General features: G+C 69.9%; 17 protein-coding genes. 6 read left to right on the top strand and 11 right to left on the bottom strand.

The features are described from left to right. Positions 1 to 34: 34 nt before the first annotated feature. Positions 35 to 520 (bottom strand): hypothetical protein, encoded by a 486-nt coding sequence (locus tag AC3WXD_RS02230; protein ID WP_052165978.1) that lies wholly within the window; start codon positions 518 to 520, stop codon positions 35 to 37. An 8-nt stretch (positions 521 to 528) separates the two neighbouring features. Further along, positions 529 to 1,641, bottom strand: coding sequence for an AraC family transcriptional regulator (locus AC3WXD_RS02225; protein ID WP_492322937.1), 1,113 nt, complete (start codon positions 1,639 to 1,641; stop codon positions 529 to 531). A 168-nt stretch (positions 1,642 to 1,809) separates the two neighbouring features. Here AC3WXD_RS02225 and AC3WXD_RS02220 point away from each other — a divergent pair, with 168 nt between their 5' ends. Genes AC3WXD_RS02220 through AC3WXD_RS02200 form a run of 5 tightly spaced genes read left to right on the top strand, consistent with a single transcriptional unit; the run spans position 1,810 to position 7,362 of the window. Then, on the top strand, positions 1,810 to 2,943 hold the full coding sequence (locus tag AC3WXD_RS02220; RefSeq protein WP_492322936.1) for an acyl-CoA dehydrogenase family protein: 1,134 nt from the start codon (positions 1,810 to 1,812) through the stop codon (positions 2,941 to 2,943). Between the two features lie 59 nt (positions 2,944 to 3,002). Further along, a complete protein-coding gene (locus AC3WXD_RS02215; protein ID WP_059411813.1) occupies positions 3,003 to 4,529 on the top strand; it encodes a CoA-acylating methylmalonate-semialdehyde dehydrogenase in 1,527 nt (508 codons plus the stop codon). Positions 4,530 to 4,554: 25 nt separating this feature from the next. Continuing rightward, positions 4,555 to 5,451: a 3-hydroxyisobutyrate dehydrogenase gene (gene mmsB, locus AC3WXD_RS02210; RefSeq protein ID WP_492322935.1), complete on the top strand. Its 897-nt coding sequence runs from the start codon at positions 4,555 to 4,557 to the stop codon at positions 5,449 to 5,451. Next, on the top strand, positions 5,448 to 6,218 hold the full coding sequence (locus AC3WXD_RS02205) for an enoyl-CoA hydratase (RefSeq protein WP_492322934.1): 771 nt from the start codon (positions 5,448 to 5,450) through the stop codon (positions 6,216 to 6,218). The genes mmsB and AC3WXD_RS02205 overlap by 4 nt, the downstream gene beginning before the upstream one ends. Positions 6,219 to 6,228: 10 nt before the next feature. After that, positions 6,229 to 7,362 (top strand): enoyl-CoA hydratase/isomerase family protein, encoded by a 1,134-nt coding sequence (locus AC3WXD_RS02200; RefSeq protein WP_492323349.1) that lies wholly within the window; start codon positions 6,229 to 6,231, stop codon positions 7,360 to 7,362. Between the two features lie 13 nt (positions 7,363 to 7,375). Here AC3WXD_RS02200 and AC3WXD_RS02195 read toward each other — a convergent pair whose 3' ends face one another. From AC3WXD_RS02195 to AC3WXD_RS02155, 9 genes are all read right to left on the bottom strand, one after another. Further along, on the bottom strand, positions 7,376 to 8,209 hold the full coding sequence (locus AC3WXD_RS02195; RefSeq protein WP_059411815.1) for an IclR family transcriptional regulator: 834 nt from the start codon (positions 8,207 to 8,209) through the stop codon (positions 7,376 to 7,378). A gap of 59 nt (positions 8,210 to 8,268) precedes the next feature. Continuing rightward, positions 8,269 to 9,036: an amino acid ABC transporter ATP-binding protein gene (locus tag AC3WXD_RS02190; protein WP_197090342.1), complete on the bottom strand. Its 768-nt coding sequence runs from the start codon at positions 9,034 to 9,036 to the stop codon at positions 8,269 to 8,271. An 11-nt stretch (positions 9,037 to 9,047) separates the two neighbouring features. Next, positions 9,048 to 9,740, bottom strand: a complete 693-nt coding sequence (locus tag AC3WXD_RS02185; protein WP_020204958.1) for an amino acid ABC transporter permease — start codon at positions 9,738 to 9,740, stop codon at positions 9,048 to 9,050. A 64-nt stretch (positions 9,741 to 9,804) separates the two neighbouring features. After that, positions 9,805 to 10,605: an ABC transporter substrate-binding protein gene (locus tag AC3WXD_RS02180; protein ID WP_020204959.1), complete on the bottom strand. Its 801-nt coding sequence runs from the start codon at positions 10,603 to 10,605 to the stop codon at positions 9,805 to 9,807. Between the two features lie 65 nt (positions 10,606 to 10,670). Further along, complete coding sequence (locus AC3WXD_RS02175) at positions 10,671 to 11,588, bottom strand: arginase family protein (protein ID WP_492323348.1); 918 nt, start codon at positions 11,586 to 11,588, stop codon at positions 10,671 to 10,673. A 557-nt stretch (positions 11,589 to 12,145) separates the two neighbouring features. Further along, positions 12,146 to 13,402, bottom strand: a complete 1,257-nt coding sequence (gene alaC / locus AC3WXD_RS02170; protein ID WP_020204961.1) for an alanine transaminase — start codon at positions 13,400 to 13,402, stop codon at positions 12,146 to 12,148. A 154-nt stretch (positions 13,403 to 13,556) separates the two neighbouring features. Then, positions 13,557 to 14,036 (bottom strand): winged helix-turn-helix transcriptional regulator, encoded by a 480-nt coding sequence (locus AC3WXD_RS02165; RefSeq protein ID WP_020204962.1) that lies wholly within the window; start codon positions 14,034 to 14,036, stop codon positions 13,557 to 13,559. A 138-nt stretch (positions 14,037 to 14,174) separates the two neighbouring features. Continuing rightward, positions 14,175 to 14,990: a siderophore-interacting protein gene (locus AC3WXD_RS02160; RefSeq protein WP_059411892.1), complete on the bottom strand. Its 816-nt coding sequence runs from the start codon at positions 14,988 to 14,990 to the stop codon at positions 14,175 to 14,177. A 92-nt stretch (positions 14,991 to 15,082) separates the two neighbouring features. After that, positions 15,083 to 15,811, bottom strand: coding sequence for a PadR family transcriptional regulator (locus AC3WXD_RS02155; protein ID WP_492322933.1), 729 nt, complete (start codon positions 15,809 to 15,811; stop codon positions 15,083 to 15,085). A gap of 527 nt (positions 15,812 to 16,338) precedes the next feature. On the opposite strand from AC3WXD_RS02155, the gene trpB reads away from it, so the two are divergent. Beyond that, positions 16,339 to 17,529 carry a tryptophan synthase subunit beta gene (gene trpB, locus AC3WXD_RS02150; RefSeq protein WP_492322932.1) on the top strand — a complete coding sequence of 397 codons (1,191 nt, stop codon included), beginning with the start codon at positions 16,339 to 16,341 and terminating at the stop codon, positions 17,527 to 17,529.

Genomic DNA, 17,529 nt, shown 5'->3' with positions numbered 1-17,529 from the left:
GGGGACATGCTCCGCCGGCGTGGCCGGCGGGGAATCAGTTGGCGAAGGGAGGGGCGTGCGCGGGCGGCGGCCGGCTGTCGCCGCCGCGCCAGCGCTGCGGCGCGCGTTCGCGCCACCGCATGCGCCGCGGTGCCTGCCGTGGCGGCGCGGCGCACAGCAGGAACGCGAAGACCATGCCGACGATCATGTCGGCGGCCTGCACGTGGAGGGAAAAGGCAACCGGCCCGATGGCGGTCTGGACGTCGACCTCGAGCGGCTCGACCGCGCTCAGCGCGCCGTCGGCATGCGCGCCGGACGGCCCGGCGGCGGGATGAGAATCGGAGGGAGAATAAGAACCAACCTCACCTTGCAGCGCTGTGTGTACGTGCAGGCCGTGGAGCTTGGGGGTTCCGACGTGGCCATGCAGCAGCGGGGCGAGCAGTTGCAGTGCGAAAAGCAGCAGCAGCAGCGCTCCCCGGAAGAAGGATGGGCGTTCTGCGCGAAGCATGGCGCGATTGTAGCCGACTTCGCCCGCCGGCATGCGCGCGGCTACGCGCGCGCGCCGGCGTGGCTGGTGGCGCTGGTGGCGCTGGTGGCGCGGTAAGCGCCGGGGCGCAGCCCGGTCCAGCGCCGGAACGCGCGGTGGAACGCGCCCGGCTCGGCAAAGCCGAGCCCGGCCGCGATCTCCGCCAGCGAGCGGCTGGAATGGCTGAGCGCCTCGATGGCGAGGTCGCGCCGCATCTCGTCCTTGATCTGCTGGTAGGTGCCGCCCTCCTCCATCAGCCGCCGCCGCAGCGACGACGCCGACATGTGCAGCCCCTGCGCGAGCTGCTCGAAGGTCGGCCAGCGCTCCGGCGGCTGGGCCCGCAGCTGGCGCCGCACGCGCGCCATGACGCTGGCGCGGTCGCTGTACTTGACCACCACGTTGTGCGGCGCCTCGCGCAGGAAGGCCTTGAGGCTGCGCTCGTCCTGGTGCACCGGCTGCGCCAGCCAGCGCGCGTCGAACACCAGTGCCGTGGCGGGCTGGCCGAACGCGAGGTGGCGCGAGTACATGCGGCGGTACTCGGCCGCGTAGGGCGGCTCGGCATAGCTGAACGCGGCCAGCAGCACCGGCACGCGGCGGCGCAGCAGCCAGCTCATCAGGCCATGCAGCATGATGAGCATGGTCTCCTGCGCGAACACGCCCGGCGCGCGGCCCGAGGGCGCCGTCAGCACCAGCGCCGCGCGTTCCTGCCCACGCTCGTGCCCGCGTTCGTGCTCACGCTCATGCCCGTCCCGCGGCGCGGCCAGCGCGGCGCCGGCCGCCTCGCCCTCGCGCACCAGGCGCACGCCGATGTCGTCGAGCAGCAGCCCGAAATAGCGCGCCACCCGCTCCAGCCCCTGCGCCAGCGTCTTGCTGCCCGCCACCGCGTGGCACAGCATGGCGAAGCTGCCGCGCTTCATGCGGCGCGAATCCTGGCCGAAGAATTCATCGTCGAGCGCGGCCGCCACCTCCATCCACAGGACGCTGTAGCAGGCCGCCGACACGCGCGCCTGCGGCACCGACAGCAGCGCCGGCGCGATGCCGGCGGCCTGCAGCACCGGCTCCGGCGCGATGCCGCGCGCGCGCAGCCCGCCGATGGCGTGATGGACGAAGCAGATGGCGACGCTGTGTTTTTCCATTGGCATGACGGGCGTGGACGGGCCAGGAGACTGGCAAACGAGTTCAGCAAATCTGGCGGATTCTGGCATACCGCCGCCCCGGGCGTCTTCCTACACTGCTGCCAACGCCCCTTGCCGGCACGCCCCTCCCCGCCGCCGGCGCCACGCCATCCTCACCGCGATCCGCCCATGCAACACGAATTCACCGAACAGCAAGCCATGATCCGCGACGCCGCGCGCGCCTTCGCCAGCGAGCGCCTCGCGCCGCGCGCGGCGGCCTGGGACCGCGCCGGCCACCTGCCGCCCGAGGTGGTGGCGGAGATGGGCGCGCTCGGCCTGCTCGGCATGATCGTGCCGGAGGAATGGGGCGGCACCTATACCGACTACGTGGCCTACGCGCTGGCCATCGAGGAGATCGCCGCGGGCTGCGCGGCCTGCGCCACGCTGATGAGCGTGCACAACTCGGTCGGCTGCGGGCCGATCCTGCACTACGGCAGCGAGGCGCAGAAGACGCGCTACCTGCCCGCGCTGGCCGCCGGCGAGATCATCGGCGCGTTCTGCCTGACCGAGCCGCAGGCCGGCTCCGAGGCGCACAACCTGCGCACCCGCGCGCGCGAGACCGAGGACGGCTGGGTGCTCGACGGCAGCAAGCAGTTCGTCACCAACGGCCAGCGCGCCGGCGTGGCCATCGTGTTCGCCGTCACCGAGCCGGCGCAGGGCAAGCGCGGGCTGTCGGCCTTCGTGGTGCCCACCGACACGCCCGGCTTCATCGTGCACGCGCCCGAGCGCAAGCTTGGCATCCGCGCCTCGGACACCTGCGCCATCACGCTGGAAGACTGCCGCGTGCCGCGCGATGCCCTGCTCGGCGAGCCCGGCGAGGGCCTGCGCATCGCGCTGTCCAACCTGGAGGGCGGGCGCATCGGCATCGCCGCGCAGGCGCTCGGCATCGCGCGCTCGGCCTTCGAGGCGGCCTGCCGCTACGCCGCCGAGCGCGTGCAGTTCGGCCGCGCGCTGCGCGAGCATCCGCCCATCGCCAACATGCTAGCCGACATGGCCACCGAGCTCAACGCCGCGCGCCTGCTGGTGCACCGCGCCGCGCGCATGCGCACCGCCGGCCTGCCGTGCCTGTCCGAGGCCTCGCAGGCCAAGCTCTATGCCTCCGAGCTGGCCGAGCGCGTGTGCTCCAAGGCGCTGCAGATCCACGGCGGCTACGGCTACCTGGAAGACTACCCGGTCGAGCGCCACTACCGCGACGCGCGCATCACCCAGATCTACGAAGGCACCAGCGAGATCCAGCGCATGCTGATCGCGCGCAGCCTTTGAGCCGCGCAGTACCCGCATCCCACATTCAGAAACCAGAAACCAGAACCGACGGAGACAAGATGAGTGCCCAATCCGCAAACACGGCCGCCGCAGCGCCCGCCGTCAAGCTGCTGATCAACGGCGAGTGGGTGGAGTCCGCCGCCACCGAGTTCCGCACCGTGGTCAACCCGGCCACGCAGGCGGTGCTGGCGCGCGTGCCGCTGGCCACGCCGGCCGAGGTCGATGCCGCGGTCGGCGCCGCGCAGCGCGCCTTCGCCACCTGGCGCCACACGCCGCTGGGCGCGCGCCTGCGCATCATGCTGCGCTACCAGGCGCTGATCCGCGAGCACAGCAAGCGCATCGCCGCCATCCTCACCGCCGAGCAGGGCAAGACCCTGGCCGACGCCGAGGGCGACATCTTCCGCGGCCTCGAAGTGGTGGAGCACGCCTGCTCGATCGGCACGCTGCAGCAAGGCGGCTTCGCCGAGAACGTGGCTGCCACGGTCGACACCTACACGCTGCAGCAGCCCATCGGCGTATGCGCCGGCATCACGCCGTTCAACTTCCCGGCCATGATCCCGCTGTGGATGTTCCCGATGGCCATCGTGTGCGGCAACACCTTCGTGCTCAAGCCGTCCGAGCAGGACCCGCTGTCCACCGTGGAGCTGGTCAAGCTGGCGCTGGAAGCCGGCGTGCCGGCGGGCGTGCTGAACCTGGTGCACGGCGCGCGCGAGGTGGTCGACGCCCTGTGCACGCACCCGGACGTCAAGGCGGTCTCGTTCGTCGGCTCCACCGCGGTCGGCACCCACGTGTACGAGCTGGCCGGCGCGCACGGCAAGCGCGTGCAGTCGATGATGGGCGCCAAGAACCACGCCGTGGTGCTGCCCGACGCGCACCGCGAGCATACCCTCAACGCGCTGGCCGGCGCCGCCTTCGGCGCGGCCGGGCAGCGCTGCATGGCGACCTCGGTGGCGGTGCTGGTCGGCGCGGCGCGCGACTGGCTGCCCGAACTGGTGGCCAAGGCCGCCACGCTCAAGGTCGGCGCCGGCCACGAGCCCGGCACCGACGTCTGCCCGGTGGTCTCGGTGGCGGCGAAGCAGCGCGTGACCGGCCTGATCGACGCCGGCGTGCGCGAAGGCGCCACCCTGCTGCTGGACGGGCGCGGCGTGCAGGTGCCGGGCTATCCCGACGGCAACTTCGTCGGCCCGACCGTGTTCGCCGACGTGACCACGGAGATGTCGATCTACACGCAGGAAATCTTCGGCCCGGTGCTGGTGGTGATCGGCGTGGACACGCTCGACGAAGCCATCGCGCTGGTCAACCGCAACCCGTTCGGCAACGGCACCGGCGTGTTCACGCAGAGCGGCGCCGCGGCGCGCAAGTTCCAGAGCGAGATCGACGTGGGCCAGGTCGGCATCAACATCCCGATTCCGGTGCCGGTGCCTTATTTCAGCTTCACCGGCTCGCGCGGCTCCAAGCTCGGCGACCTCGGCCCCTACGGCAAGCAGGTGGTGCAGTTCTACACCCAGACCAAGACCGTCACGGCGCGCTGGTTCGACGACGCGACGGTAAACGACGGGGTGAATACCACCATCAGCCTGCGCTGAACGGCGCCACCACCAAGGAGCACACATGCATATCGCCTTCATCGGCCTCGGCAACATGGGCGCGCCGATGGCCCGCAACCTGCTCAAGGCGGGCCACGGCCTGACCGTGTTCGACCTCAACCCCACCGCGCTCGCCTCGCTGCGGGCCGATGGCGCAACGGTGGCGCAGTCGGCGCGCGAGGCCGCCGCCACGGCGGACTTCGTCATCACCATGCTGCCCGCCGCGGCCCACGTGCGCGCGGCCTACCTGGACCAGGACGGCGTGCTGGCCGGCGTGCGGCCGGGCGTGCCGCTGGTGGATTCGAGCACCATCGACCCGGCCACCATCCGGGCGCTGGCGGTGGAAGCCGGCAAGCGCGGCAACCCGATGGCCGACGCGCCGGTCTCGGGCGGCACCGGCGGCGCACAGGCCGGCACGCTGACCTTCATGGTGGGCGCGCCGCCCGACCTGTTCGAGCGCATCCGGCCGGTGCTGGCCGGCATGGGCCGCAACGTGGTGAGCTGCGGCGACACCGGCACCGGGCAGGTCGCCAAGATCTGCAACAACCTGATCCTCGGCATCTCGATGATCGGCGTGTCGGAGGCGATGGCGCTGGGCGTGCGGCTGGGCATCGACGCCAACGTGCTGGCGGGCATCGTCAACACCTCCACCGGGCGCTGCTGGGCGGCCGATACCTGCAATCCGTACCCGGGCGTGATCGAGACCGCGCCGGCCTCGCGCGGTTATACCGGCGGCTTCGGCGCGGACCTGATGCTCAAGGACCTCGGCCTGGCCGCCGACGCGGCGCGCGGCGTGCGCCAGCCGCTGTTCCTCGGCGCGCTGGCGCAGCAGGTCTACCAGGCCATGAGCCAGGCCGGCGACGGCCAGCTCGACTTCTCCGGCGTGATCCGCCGCTACCTGGACACGGAGCGCGCGGCATGATCGAGCACGTCATCGACGGGCACGTGGCCCGCCTCACCCTCAAGCGCCCGCCCGCCAACGCCTTCACCGCCGAGGGGCTGGAACAGCTGCGCGCGCTGGTCGGCGCGCTCGATGCCGACGCGCGCGTGCGCGCCATCGTCATCACCGGCGACGGCGGCAAGTTCTTCAGCGCCGGCGCCGACCTCAACGGCTTCGCCGAGGGCGACCGCGCCCATGCGCGCATGATGGCGCAGCGCTTCGGCGCCGCCTTCGGGGCGCTGCAGAACGCGCGGGCGCTGGTGATCGCCGCCATCAACGGCTATGCGATGGGCGGCGGGCTGGAATGCGCGCTGGCGTGCGACGTGCGCATCGCCGAGGAGCAGGCGCAGATGGCGCTGCCCGAAGCCGGCGTGGGCCTGCTGCCGTGCGGCTGCGGCACGCAGACGCTGCCGTGGCTGGTCGGCGAAGGCTGGGCCAAGCGCATGATCCTCGCCGGCGAGCGCGTCGATGCCGCCACCGCGCTGCGCATCGGCCTGGTCGAGGAAGTGGTGCCCGCCGGGCAGGCGCTCGACGCGGCGCTCAGGCTGGCCGGGCGCGCCTGCAACGTCAGCCCGCGCGCGGCCGCCTACAGCAAGCAGCTGGTCCACCTGGCGCGCCAGGGCGTGCCGCGCGGCCCCGCGCTGGCGCTGGAGCGCGAGCGCTTCGTCGACCTGTTCGACGGCGAGGACCAGCGCGAGGGCGTCAACGCCTTCCTGCAAAAACGCGCGCCGCAATGGCGCAATGCCTGAGGAACACGCCATGCGCCTGAACCCGGACGACGCCGGCAGCGCCGCGCAAGCGGCGGCCGAAGTGCGCTTCGAAGAGATCAACGGCGTGGGCGTGGCCACGCTGGACCGCCCGCGCCAGCTCAACGCCCTGTCCTACCCCATGATCGGCGCGCTCGACGCGCGGCTGGCGGCCTGGGCCACGCAGCCGGACATCCGCGCGGTGCTGCTGCGCGGCGCCGGCGGCAAGGCCTTCTGCGCCGGCGGCGACATCCGCGCGCTGTACGACAGTTTCCACGCCGGCACGCCGCTGCACCGCCAGTTCTTCGTCGACGAATACCGGCTGGACTACCGCCTGCACCGCTATCCCAAGCCGGTGGTGGCGCTGATGGACGGCATCGTGATGGGCGGCGGCATGGGCCTGGCGCAGGCCGCGCGCCTGCGCGTGGTCACGGAGCGCGCGCGCGTGGCCATGCCCGAGACCGGCATCGGCCTGGTGCCGGACGTGGGGGCGAGCTTCTTCCTCGGCCGGCTGCCGCTGGCGCTGTCGCTCTACGTGGGGCTGACCGGCGTGACGCTGGGCGCGGCCGACGCGCTGCTGTGCGGACTGGCCGATATTGCCGTGCCGGCCGCGCGCCTGGACGACCTGGACCAGACCCTGGCCGCCATCCGCTGGAGCGGCGACCCGCTGGCCGACCTGCGCGCGGCCTTGCAGCCGCCCGCCGACGCCGCGGCGGCCACGGCCGGGCAGGCGCCGTTGCAGCCGGTGCTGCCCGCCGTGCGTAGGCACTTCCATGCCGACGCCGGCGTGGCCGGCCTGTTCGCCTCGCTGGCGGCGGAAACCGATCCGCGCTACGCGCAGTGGGCCGCCGACACGCTCGGCATCCTGCGCAAGCGCTCGCCGCTGATGACGGCGGTCACGCGCGCGCTGCTGCTGCGCGGCCGGGAGCTCGACCTGGCAAGCTGCTTCCGCATGGAGCTCGGCGTGGTCTCGCGCGCGTTCACGCAGGGCGATTTCATCGAGGGCGTGCGCGCGCTGATCGTGGACAAGGACAACGCGCCGCGCTGGCGCGTGCAGGCGCCGGAGGCGGTCGGCGAGGCCTCGGTGCAGTCCTTCTTCGACAGCCCGTGGCCACCCGCTGCCCATCCGCTGGCGGCGCTGGGGTAAAGCCCCCCGCCGCCTACGCGCCGCCGGCTTTGCCGCGGCGGCGCAACTGCCGGACCGCGCTGCTGGAGCCGATCGCGCGCGCGGCGGCGACCACCTGCGGCCCCAGCCCGGCGCACGCTTCCTCGAACGACCAGCGGCTCGACGGCGCCGACACGTTCACCGCGCCGAGCGGCTGCCCGCTCGGCCCGAGGATGGCCGCGCTGACCGTGATGTCGCCGGTGTAGTACTCGCCGTTGGTCGAGGCGAAGCCGTCCTCGCGCGCCTGCGCGACCGCGCTGCGGATCTCGGCGATGCGCGTCAGCGTGGTGGGCGTGTAGGCCACCCGCTCGCTCTGCTCCAGGATCTCGGTCACTTCCTTCGGGTCCAGGTGCGACATGATGGCGCGCCCGCCGGCGGTGCAGTACATGGGGATGCGCATGCCGAGCGGCATGTTGACGAACATCTCCTTGTGCGTGGGAAAGCGCGAGATGTACGTCATGTGCAGGCCGTCGCGCTCGGACAGCGTGGTGGTTTCCTCGCAGGTGCGCACCAGCGCGTGGAGATACGGCGTGGCCGAGTTCAGCAGCGCGCTGGTCTGCAGGTAGCGCAGCCCCACTTCGAGCGTGCGCGGCGCCAGCGCGTATTCCTTGGTGAGCGGGTCCTTCTTGAGGTAGCCGACCGCCAGCAGCGTATGCGTGAAGCGCTGGATCGCGCTCTTGGTCATGCCGGTGGCGTCGGCCAGCTCCGCCAGGTTCATCGACGGCTTGCCTTCCCAGAAGGCGGTCAGCACGTTCAGGCCGCGGGCGAGCGAGGTGACGAACAGGCGCGATGCCTCGGGCGACTCGTCCGGGCTGTTTGGGTCTGTCATGGCAGGCTTGGCTGACAAGGAAAACTCCGCATGTTAATGGATACGCCGCCGGCGGACTGCTAGCCGTGCAGGATCTGGCCGAGGAATTCGCGCGCGCGCGCCGTGGCGGGCGCGCGGAAGAAGTCCTCCGGCGCCGCCGATTCGACCACGCGCCCCTTGTCCATGAAGATCACGCGGTCGCCGACCTGCCGCGCGAAACCCATCTCGTGCGTGACGCAGATCATGGTCATGCCGTCGTCGGCCAGCGAGATCATGGTGTCCAGCACTTCCTTGACCATCTCCGGGTCGAGCGCCGACGTGGGCTCGTCGAACAGCATGATCCGCGGTTCCATGCACAGGCTGCGCGCGATCGCCACGCGCTGCTTTTGCCCGCCGGACAACTGGCCCGGATACTTGGCCGCGTGCTGCGGAATCTTGACGCGCTCCAGGTAGCGCATCGCGCGCGCCTCGGCCTCGCGCCGGGGCACCTTCCTCACCATCATCGGCGCGAGCGTGCAGTTCTCCAGCACGCTCAGGTGCGGGAACAGGTTGAAATGCTGGAACACCATGCCGACCTCGGCGCGGATGCGCTCGATGTTGCCCATGCCCGCGCTCATGGCCATGCCGTCGACCACGATCTCGCCTTCCTGGTGTTCCTCCAGCCGGTTGATCAGGCGGATGGTGGTGGACTTGCCCGAGCCCGACGGCCCGCACAGGATCACCTTCTCGCCGGCGCGCACCTGCAGCGACACGTCGTCGAGCACCTTGAAGTCGCCGTACCACTTGGAGACGTTGGTCATGCGGATGATCTCGTTGCCGGCATCCGCGCCGGCCTGCGTCGTGTTCATGTCGGTTCGCCTCATGCCTTGGACAGATGATCGTGGCCGGCCGCGCCGTCCCAGTAGCCGGGCACCGCAAGGCGCCGCTCGCCCCAGCGGAACGCGCCGGACACCACGCTGCACAGCAGGAAATAGACCGCGCCCACGAGGCTGTACACCAGCAGCGACTTGAAGGTCGCGCCGGCCAGCATCTCGCCCGCGCGCATCAGCTCGTAGACGCTGATCACGGCCACCAGCGAGCTTTCCTTGACCAGCACCAGCGCATAGTTGCCCAGCGCCGGGAAGATCATGCGGCCGGCCTGCGGCAGGATCACCGCGCGCAGCCGCTGCAGCCGGGTCAGGCCGAGCGCGCGCGCCGCCTCGTATTGGCCCGCGTCGACGGACTGGATGCCGCCGCGGAACAGTTCCGCCAGGTAGGCGGACAGATTGATGGTCAGCCCGATCACGCCGGCCACGAAGCCGGGCAGCACGATGCCGATCTCGGGCATGCCGTAGTAGATGAAGAACAGTTGCACCAGCAGCGGCGTGCCGCGGATGATTTCGATGTAGCCCTTGGCCACGCCGCGCACCAGCCCGTTGGAGGACATGCGGCAGAAACACACGACGAGGCCCAGCGCCACCGCGAGGAAAGCGGTGGGGAAAAACAGGGCGATCGTCGCGCTCGCACCCTCGGCGAGCGGGAACAGGTACATCTTCAGGGTGGCCAGGTCCACGGTCGAACTCCAGTCGATTCAAAAAACCCGGGACGGCCCGCGCGCGGGCGCCCCGGCATGCCTGCTACTTGGCGGCGACGTTGCCGGACAGCCCGCCGATGCCCCAGCGGCCGAGAATGGCTTCGATCTCGCCGCTCTTTTCCATGTCCTGCAGCGCGGCGTTGACCGCGGCCAGCAGCGCGGCGTTGTCCTTCTGCACCGCCATGCCGACCAGCCAGCGCTTGACCGGCTTGTAGCTGTCGTCGAGACGCACGCCGGGGATGCCCTTGGACTTGATCTGGTACGCGATGCTGGGCGGATCGACGATGCCCAGGTCGACGCGGCCGACGCGCACGTCGGTCAGCAGCGTGGGGTAGTCCTGGTAGGTCGAGACCTGCGTGCCCGGCAGGTCCTTCATCATGGCGAACTGCACGCTGTCGACCAGCGCGCCGACCTTGGCGCCCTTGAGGTCGTCGAAGCGGGTGTACTTCCTGGCGGCCTTGTCGCTGACCACCACGCCCTCGCCCCAGCCGTAGATCGGCGTGGAGAACGACACCGCCTTGGCGCGTTCCTCGGTGATGAACAGCGGCGCGGACATCAGGTCGGCGCGGCCCGAGGTCAGCGTGGGAATCAGGCCGGCGAACGGCACGTCGCTAAGCTTGACTTCCACGCCCAGGCGCTTGCCCACGCCCTGCGCGACCTCGACCATCACGCCCTTGAGCGTGCCGCTGGCGGGGTCCATGAAGCCGTGCGGCGGGCTGGCCGCGGTGGTGACGATGTTGATGGTCTTGCTGGCCTTGATCTCGTCCAGCGTGCGGGCCTGCGCGAGGCCCGACCAGGCGGCGGCGCACAGCGCGACGGCGGTGATGGCTGCGGTCAGTTTCATGTCGTTTCTCCGGGTGGTGCGATGGGGGATGGCGGAACAGATCGGCAAAAATCAGCGGCAAAAAATCAGCGCATCAGGTGCGCGAAGCGCTGCGGAAACACGCGCACCGTCTCCGCGGCGAGGCAGAGGAACTCCTGCATCACGGTGGCGGCGAGGAAGGCCGTCATGCCGCCCACGTCGTGCGGCGGCGAGACGGTGTTGACGTCGAAGGCGACGAAGTTCAGCCCGCGCAGCGCGCGCAGCAGGCTCAGCCCCTCGCGCGCGGTCAGGCCGCCCCACTCGGGCGTGCACACGCCGGGCGCGCAGGACGGGTCGAACAGGTCCATGTCGAAGCACAGGTAGACCGGGCGGTCGCCCACCTGCTCGCGGATGCGCACCAGCACCTCTTCCTGGCGCGGCGCGAACTCGCCGAACGGCACCACGTTGTAGCCCACCGAGCGGCCGAACGGGATCACGCCCGGCATGAAGGTGAGGCCGCGCGTGCCCACGTGGAAGCTGTTGGCGGGGTCGACCAGCTTCTCCTCGGCCGCGCGCGTGAAGGTGGTGGCGGTGTTGTAGCCGCCGATGTCGTAGGTGTCGGTGTGCGAATCGAAATGCAGCACCACGAGGTCCGGATGGTGGCGCGCCACGGCGCGCATCTGCGGCAGGCTGACCGCGCCGTCGCCGCCCATCGTGACCGTCATCGCGCCGGTGCGCTGCACCTGCTCGATGGCCGCCTCGATCCGCGGGAACGAGGCTTCGACATCGCCCGGCGTGCACGCCACGTTGCCCAGGTCGGTCAGGCGCAGGAAGTCGAACGCGTTGTCGGTCTCGCCGGCGGGCGCCACGTCGTAGGGGCGCAGCAGGCGCGCCTGCTCGCGGATGGCGTCCGGGCCCTGCCGCGCGCCGATGCGGAACGCATGCGAGCCGCAATCGAACGGAATGCCGATGACCGTGGCCAGCGGCGGCAGCGCCGGGCGCTCGCGCGCCGCGGGTGCATTCATGAACGGCAGGGCCGGGGTGAACAGCGGGGAACCTCTTTGCATGCGGGCCTCTCAGGCGTGGGGGCCGGCGCCCGGTGCGGCGCGGCCTGTGATCTTGCACTCGAATCTTGCACTCTCTTCATATCGCACTGCGATACGATCAGATTGCAGTTTCAGTCGCAACATTTATGCCACCCGGCGCGCACGCACGCCTATCGGCGTTTTTACCTAGGAAGGACGGGGCTTTGCGCGGGCGGCGGGCCGCCGCCGCGCGCTGCCGGCCGCGTGTGACGGACCGGCAGGAATGCACCGCCAGAAGGCATGCGCGCACGGCGATGGTGCCGGAGCGTGCGCGAAGAAGAGGAGGAAGAAGGGAAAGAGGAAAGGGAAAGTGAAGCCAAGGCCGGCGCGGCCGGCGCCGGATCGCCGGCAGACCCGGTGCCGGCAAATCCGAATTCGCCGGCGGCGCCGACGGTTCGCGCCCCTCGCCCATGCAATGGGAGAGGGGCGAACACAAGCGGCAAGCTGACTCTGCCGCCGGCCCGGAGCCGGCAACTGCCGACCCGGCCCGCTCCAGCCTAAGTGCGCGCCTTGGCCGCGTGGCCGTGCGCCGCGTGCTCGTCCACGGGCACCTTGACCAGCCCGTCGGCGCGGAACATCGCCTTGATGCCGCGCACGGCCTGGCGGATGCGCCCTTCGTTCTCGATCAGCGCGAAGCGCACGTACTCGTCGCCATAGTCGCCGAAGCCGATGCCCGGCGACACGCAGACCTTGGCCTTGGCCAGCAGCTGCTTGGAGAACTCCAGCGAGCCCAGCGCGCGGTACGGCTCGGGAATGCGCGCCCAGATGTACATCGCAGCCTTGGGAATCTCCACCGGCCAGCCGGACTCGATCAGCCCGCGCGCCAGCACGTCGCGGCGCGCCTGGTAGTGCGCGGCGATTTCTTTCACGCACTGCTGGTCGCCTTCGAGCGCGGCGATGGCCGCCACCTGCAGCGGCGTGAAGGTGCCGTAGTCGTGATAGCTCTTGATGCGCGTGAGCGCCGCCACCAACTCCGGGTTGCCGACCATGAAGCCGATGCGCCAGCCCGCCATGTTGTAGCTCTTGGACAGCGTGAAGAACTCCACCGCGATGTCCTTGGCGCCCGGCACCTGCATGATCGACGGCGCTTTCCAGCCGTCGAACACGATGTCGGCGTAGGCCAGGTCGTGCACCACGAAGATGTCGTGCTTGCGCGCCAGCGCGATCACGCGCTCGAAGAAGTCCAGCTCCACGCATTGCGCGGTGGGGTTCGAAGGGAAGCCCAGCACGATCATCTTCGGCTTCGGGTAGCTGCCGCGGATGGCGCGCTCCAGCTCGGCGAAGAAGTCCACGCCCGGCACCAGCGGCACCGAGCGGATGTCGGCGCCGGCGATCACCGCGCCGTAGATGTGGATGGGATAGCTCGGGTCCGGCACCAGCACGGTGTCGCCGCGGTCCAGCGTGGCCAGCATCAGGTGCGCCAGGCCCTCCTTGGAGCCGATGGTGACGATGGCCTCGGTGTCCGGGTCGATCTCCACGCCGTAGCGCTCGCGATACCAGTGCGAGATGGCGCGGCGCAGGCGCGGAATGCCCTTGGAAGCCGAGTAGCCGTGGGTGTCGGGCCGCTGCGCGGCCTCCGTGAGCTTGGCGACGATGTGCGGCGGCGTGGCGCCGTCCGGGTTGCCCATGCTCATGTCGATGATGTCTTCGCCACGGCGGCGCGCCGCCATTTTCAGCTCGGCGGTGATATTGAAGACGTACGGGGGGAGACGATCGATGCGCGCGAAACGGCGCTTGCCTGCGGAGGCGGACATGTTTTTCCTTGAACGTAAGCGCCCGGAACCGTCCGAGCGACGCTGCCGGCCGTTGTTTGCGGCCGAACGGGAAAGATCTTAGCGGCGAACCCGCGCGGCGTCCAAGGATTTTCGCAACGCGGCGGCGCGCATCCGCATGCGGCGCATGCCGCGGCTAGCGCGCGGCCAGCTCGTCCACTTTGCGCACCTCGCGCACCTTGCGCACCACCGCGTCGTCCGGCCCCAGCAGGCGGCCGTCGGCGGCGCGCACCTCGAGCGGCGGCACCGGCTGGCCGTCCGCGGTATCCACCAGCACGGAATGCGCCTCGCCGGGCGCGTAGAAAAAGGCCTCGCCCCACTGGCGCAGCCCCACCACCACCGGGAACAGCGCGCGGCCGCGCGGCGTCAGCACGTATTCCTGGTAGGCGCTGCCGTCGGAGGCCGGCGCCTGCTCCAGGATGCCGTGCGCGAGCAGCGTGCGCAGCCGGTCGGCCAGGATGTTCCTGGCCAGCCCGAGGTTGCGCTGGAATTCGCTGAAGCGGCGCAGGCCGTCGAAGGCGTCGCGCACGATCAGCAGCGACCACCAGTCGCCGATCGCGTCGAGCGAACGCGCCACCGGACACTCGGCACCTTCCAGGCTGGTTCGCCGCACCATCGCGCCACTCCTTTCACACGCCGCCGGTGCCGCGCCGCGGGATGCGGCGCGCGGCGTGGCCCGCCCCAGACGATGGCGGCTCCCGCGGCGAAGCGGTTGCATTGTAAAACCGCACGGCGCCCCGGACAACCCGCCGCGTCAGTCGTCGATCGTCTCGTGCACGGCGGCCGCGCCCGCTTTCCAGTAGCTCGACGCGCGGATGCGGCTCTTATCGATGCCGCGCTCGCTCACCAGGTACTGGCGCACCGCGCGGATCGCCGCGCCCTCCCCGGCGGCCCAGACGTAGCCCTCGCCGCGCGGCAGCGTGATGGCGCGCAGCGCCCGCTCGAGCAGCGTGGCGTCGCCGGCCGGCGCGCCGTCGCGGTGCTGCCAGCGGACCTCGACACTGGCGCGGCTCGGCAGCGGGATCTCGGCCGCGGCGTTGTCCACCGCCACCACCACCAGCGCCTGCGCGCCGGCCGGCAGTTCTTCCAGGCGCCGGCCGATGGCGGGCAGCGCGGTCTCGTCGCCCACCAGCAGGTGCCAGTCGAAACCGTCCGGAATCACGAAGGAGCCGCGCGGCCCGCCCACGCCCAGGTACTGGCCCGGCGCGGCCTGCGCCGCCCAGGTCGAGGCGGGGCCGTCGCCGTGCAGCACGAACTCCAGGTCGAGCTCGCCGGCCACGGGGTCATGGCGGCGCGGCGTGTAGTCGCGCGCGGCCGGCCGCGGCGCGCCTTCGGCGAACACCGGGCCGTTGGGGCCGACTTCCGGCAATGCCGGCCTGGGCTGCCCGGGCGCGGGGAAGAACACCTTGACGTGATCGTCGAAGGAAGCGGAAACGAAGTCCTTCAGGTCGTCGCCGGCCAGCGTCACGCGCAGCAGCTGCGGCGACACCTGCCGCGTGCGCACCACCTGCAGCAGGCGCATCTTGAGGGCATGGCGGACACGTTGAACGGTAAGGTCTCGGGTGGTCATCGATATGGGGTCCGGTTGGTTGACGTCTGGCTGGTTCACGCCCGGCTGGCTGGCGTCCGGCTGGCTGACTTGCGTCATGCGCGCGATCAGCATCACGCGCCCGCCGCGCCGGGACCGGCCTCGATCTCCGCGACGGCCCGCGCGAGGATGGCCGCGATGCGCCGCTGCTCGTCCGGCGCGGCATCCGTGCGCATCAGCAGCGCGCGCTTGAGCGCCATGCGCGCCTCGACGAACTCCGGCAGCCAGCCGCCGCGCGCCTCGGCATCGTCGGCGGGGTTATCGCCGGGGTTGTCGCCCGAGCCCGACAGCGCGCGCCGCACCCACTCCATCTTGCGCGCCACGTGCTTGAGCTTGTTGAGCATCAGCGCCAGCCGCTCGCGGTTGGCATCCAGGTGCGCGCGGCCCGGCCCGGCAAGCTGGTAGCGCTTCTTGTTGCCCTCGCTGTCCACGGTGGCATAACCGACCTCCTCGAGGAAGGTCAGCGCCGGATACACCATGCCCGGGCTGGGCTTGTAGAAACCGTTGGTGCGCGTCTCCAGTTCCTTGATGAGCTCGTAGCCGTGGCTGGGCTTTTCCTCCAGCAGCGACAGCAGCAGCAGTTGCAGGTCGTCGGCGCTGAACTTGCGGCCGCGGCGCCAGGTATCGCCCTCGCCGTCGAAGCCGTCCCCGCCGCCGCCGAAGAAACCACCGGGCCCGCCGCCGTGGCGGTGGCGGCCGATGGCGTGGTGGCCAAAGAAACCCTCGGCGTGCGAGGCGAAATGAGAAGACAGTCGGGCAAGCATGTGGTGGCCCATCAGGCCCTTCGAGAAATGGTGACGCATGGCAGCGGCTCCTTGGTATCTGAAAAAATATCTTAAGATATATATCGTAAGTAATAAAGTCAAGGAAGAAACCGCAGGGGAGACACATCAACCGCAAACGAGGCAACCGGCCGGACCGCAAGAGCAAGCATTCCGGATCAAAGGCAACGAGTTCATCGCCCCGAAGGACAAGCACCTGCCTTCCGTTACGTGCCACGAGAAAAAGCGGAAATTTCCTCACCCAAGTTTGGTACTCGTCCTATAACGGCGACGCCGACTCATCGCCTACGCTTCAGACACTTGCACCCGGCACTTCGAAGGCACGCCGAACTCATTGCACGTTGCCGCCGTCCCGGCTCCTCGTGCTCGTGCGTTGGATGTCCCGACCTGATCGCGCGTGGCCCTCTGCGAAAACGTCATTCAGCACGCAGCAAGGGCACCCGTTCTCCCCCAAAAGACCGTGAAAGCTGTTTCGGGCCTATGGCTCGTCTTGCGCGAGTCGAAGCCAATTCTGACCGGCGTTGGACGCCTTCTTCAGGGAGAGAACGATGTTTGTCAATGTGGAACTGCGCAAGTACTTTGGACCCGGAGCGTTCGGCGGCTCGTTCATTTCCGAGAGCCTGGTGAGCGTCCTGCAGGAAGTGCAAGAGGCCTTCGACGGCGCGCGTCGCGACCCCTTGTTTCTCGGCGAGCTCTGGCGGTTAATGACAACCTTCGCTGGCCGGGAGACGCCATTGACCTATGCGGAAAGGCTATCCGAAAAATTTGGGCAGCATTTCTACCTGAAGCGCGAAGATCTGCTTCACGGTGGCGCCCACAAGACGAACAGCACGCTAGGGCAATTGCTTCTGGCAAAGCGGATGGGGAAGAGCCGCATCATCGCGGAAACGGGCGCCGGGCAACATGGCGTGGCAACGGCGATGACTGGCGCCAAGCTCGGCATGGCGGTGGAGGTATACATGGGCGCGCTCGACATCCAGCGCCAGCAGCAAAACGTCAAGCGCATGGAACTCTTCGGCGCCAGGGTACATCCGGTCGAAGCTGGCGGCGCAACGCTGAAGGATGCGATCAACGAGGCCATGCGGGATTGGATTACCAACGTGGGAAGCACCTATCACTGCTTTGGAACGGCAGCCGGACCGTACCCCTATCCCTCGATGATCAAGTATTTCCAATCGGTGATCGGCAAGGAAGCACGTAATCAACTGTTGTGCCTGGATCCCCGGCCCCCCTCGGCGGTCTTCGCCTGCATCGGTGGCGGCAGCAATGCGGTCGGGCTGTTCTCCGGATTCGAGCACGATACCGAGGTGGCGCTTTTTGGCGCGGAACCCGGCGGTATCGCAGACGGCACGGACAGGCACGCCGCAACGCTCACCAAAGGATCGGTAGGTGTCTTCCACGGGATGCGCTCGCTGTTCTTGCAGAATCAGGAAGGACAGATCACGAATACCCATTCCGTGGCGGCCGGACTCGATTACCCGGGCGTCGGCCCTGAACTCGTGGCGTTGCAGGAAACGGGACGTGCGTCGTTCGTGGCGATCAGCGATGCGGAAGCGCTCGATGCCTTCGAACAGTTGTCCCTTCTCGAAGGCATCATCCCGGCGTTCGAATCGGCCCACGCCCTCGCGCTGGCCATGAAGTGCTGCAAGGACTTTTCGCCAGGCAGCCGATTTGTGGTCTGCCTGTCCGGCCGTGGCGACAAAGACCTGGACCAATACTGGAACATCAGGGGGATCTGA

The organism is Cupriavidus sp. FW216-B1 (assembly GCF_058789195.1).
This window is presented reverse-complemented; position numbering and strand designations above follow the sequence as displayed.

Bases quoted from the DNA above. Each gene is read 5' to 3' on its own strand.
- AC3WXD_RS02175 (WP_492323348.1), bottom strand. From the start codon at position 11,588: ATGAATGCACCCGCGGCGCGCGAGCGCCCGGCGCTGCCGCCGCTGGCC.
- AC3WXD_RS02220 (WP_492322936.1), top strand. From the start codon at position 1,810: ATGCAACACGAATTCACCGAACAGCAAGCCATGATCCGCGACGCCGCG.
- AC3WXD_RS02165 (WP_020204962.1), bottom strand. From the start codon at position 14,036: ATGGTGCGGCGAACCAGCCTGGAAGGTGCCGAGTGTCCGGTGGCGCGT.
- trpB (WP_492322932.1), top strand. From the start codon at position 16,339: ATGTTTGTCAATGTGGAACTGCGCAAGTACTTTGGACCCGGAGCGTTC.
- AC3WXD_RS02225 (WP_492322937.1), bottom strand. From the start codon at position 1,641: ATGGAAAAACACAGCGTCGCCATCTGCTTCGTCCATCACGCCATCGGC.
- AC3WXD_RS02155 (WP_492322933.1), bottom strand. From the start codon at position 15,811: ATGCGTCACCATTTCTCGAAGGGCCTGATGGGCCACCACATGCTTGCC.
- AC3WXD_RS02215 (WP_059411813.1), top strand. From the start codon at position 3,003: ATGAGTGCCCAATCCGCAAACACGGCCGCCGCAGCGCCCGCCGTCAAG.
- AC3WXD_RS02190 (WP_197090342.1), bottom strand. From the start codon at position 9,036: ATGAACACGACGCAGGCCGGCGCGGATGCCGGCAACGAGATCATCCGC.
- AC3WXD_RS02230 (WP_052165978.1), bottom strand. From the start codon at position 520: ATGCCGGCGGGCGAAGTCGGCTACAATCGCGCCATGCTTCGCGCAGAA.
- AC3WXD_RS02200 (WP_492323349.1), top strand. From the start codon at position 6,229: ATGCGCCTGAACCCGGACGACGCCGGCAGCGCCGCGCAAGCGGCGGCC.
- AC3WXD_RS02195 (WP_059411815.1), bottom strand. From the start codon at position 8,209: ATGACAGACCCAAACAGCCCGGACGAGTCGCCCGAGGCATCGCGCCTG.
- AC3WXD_RS02180 (WP_020204959.1), bottom strand. From the start codon at position 10,605: ATGAAACTGACCGCAGCCATCACCGCCGTCGCGCTGTGCGCCGCCGCC.
- mmsB (WP_492322935.1), top strand. From the start codon at position 4,555: ATGCATATCGCCTTCATCGGCCTCGGCAACATGGGCGCGCCGATGGCC.
- alaC (WP_020204961.1), bottom strand. From the start codon at position 13,402: ATGTCCGCCTCCGCAGGCAAGCGCCGTTTCGCGCGCATCGATCGTCTC.
- AC3WXD_RS02205 (WP_492322934.1), top strand. From the start codon at position 5,448: ATGATCGAGCACGTCATCGACGGGCACGTGGCCCGCCTCACCCTCAAG.
- AC3WXD_RS02160 (WP_059411892.1), bottom strand. From the start codon at position 14,990: ATGACCACCCGAGACCTTACCGTTCAACGTGTCCGCCATGCCCTCAAG.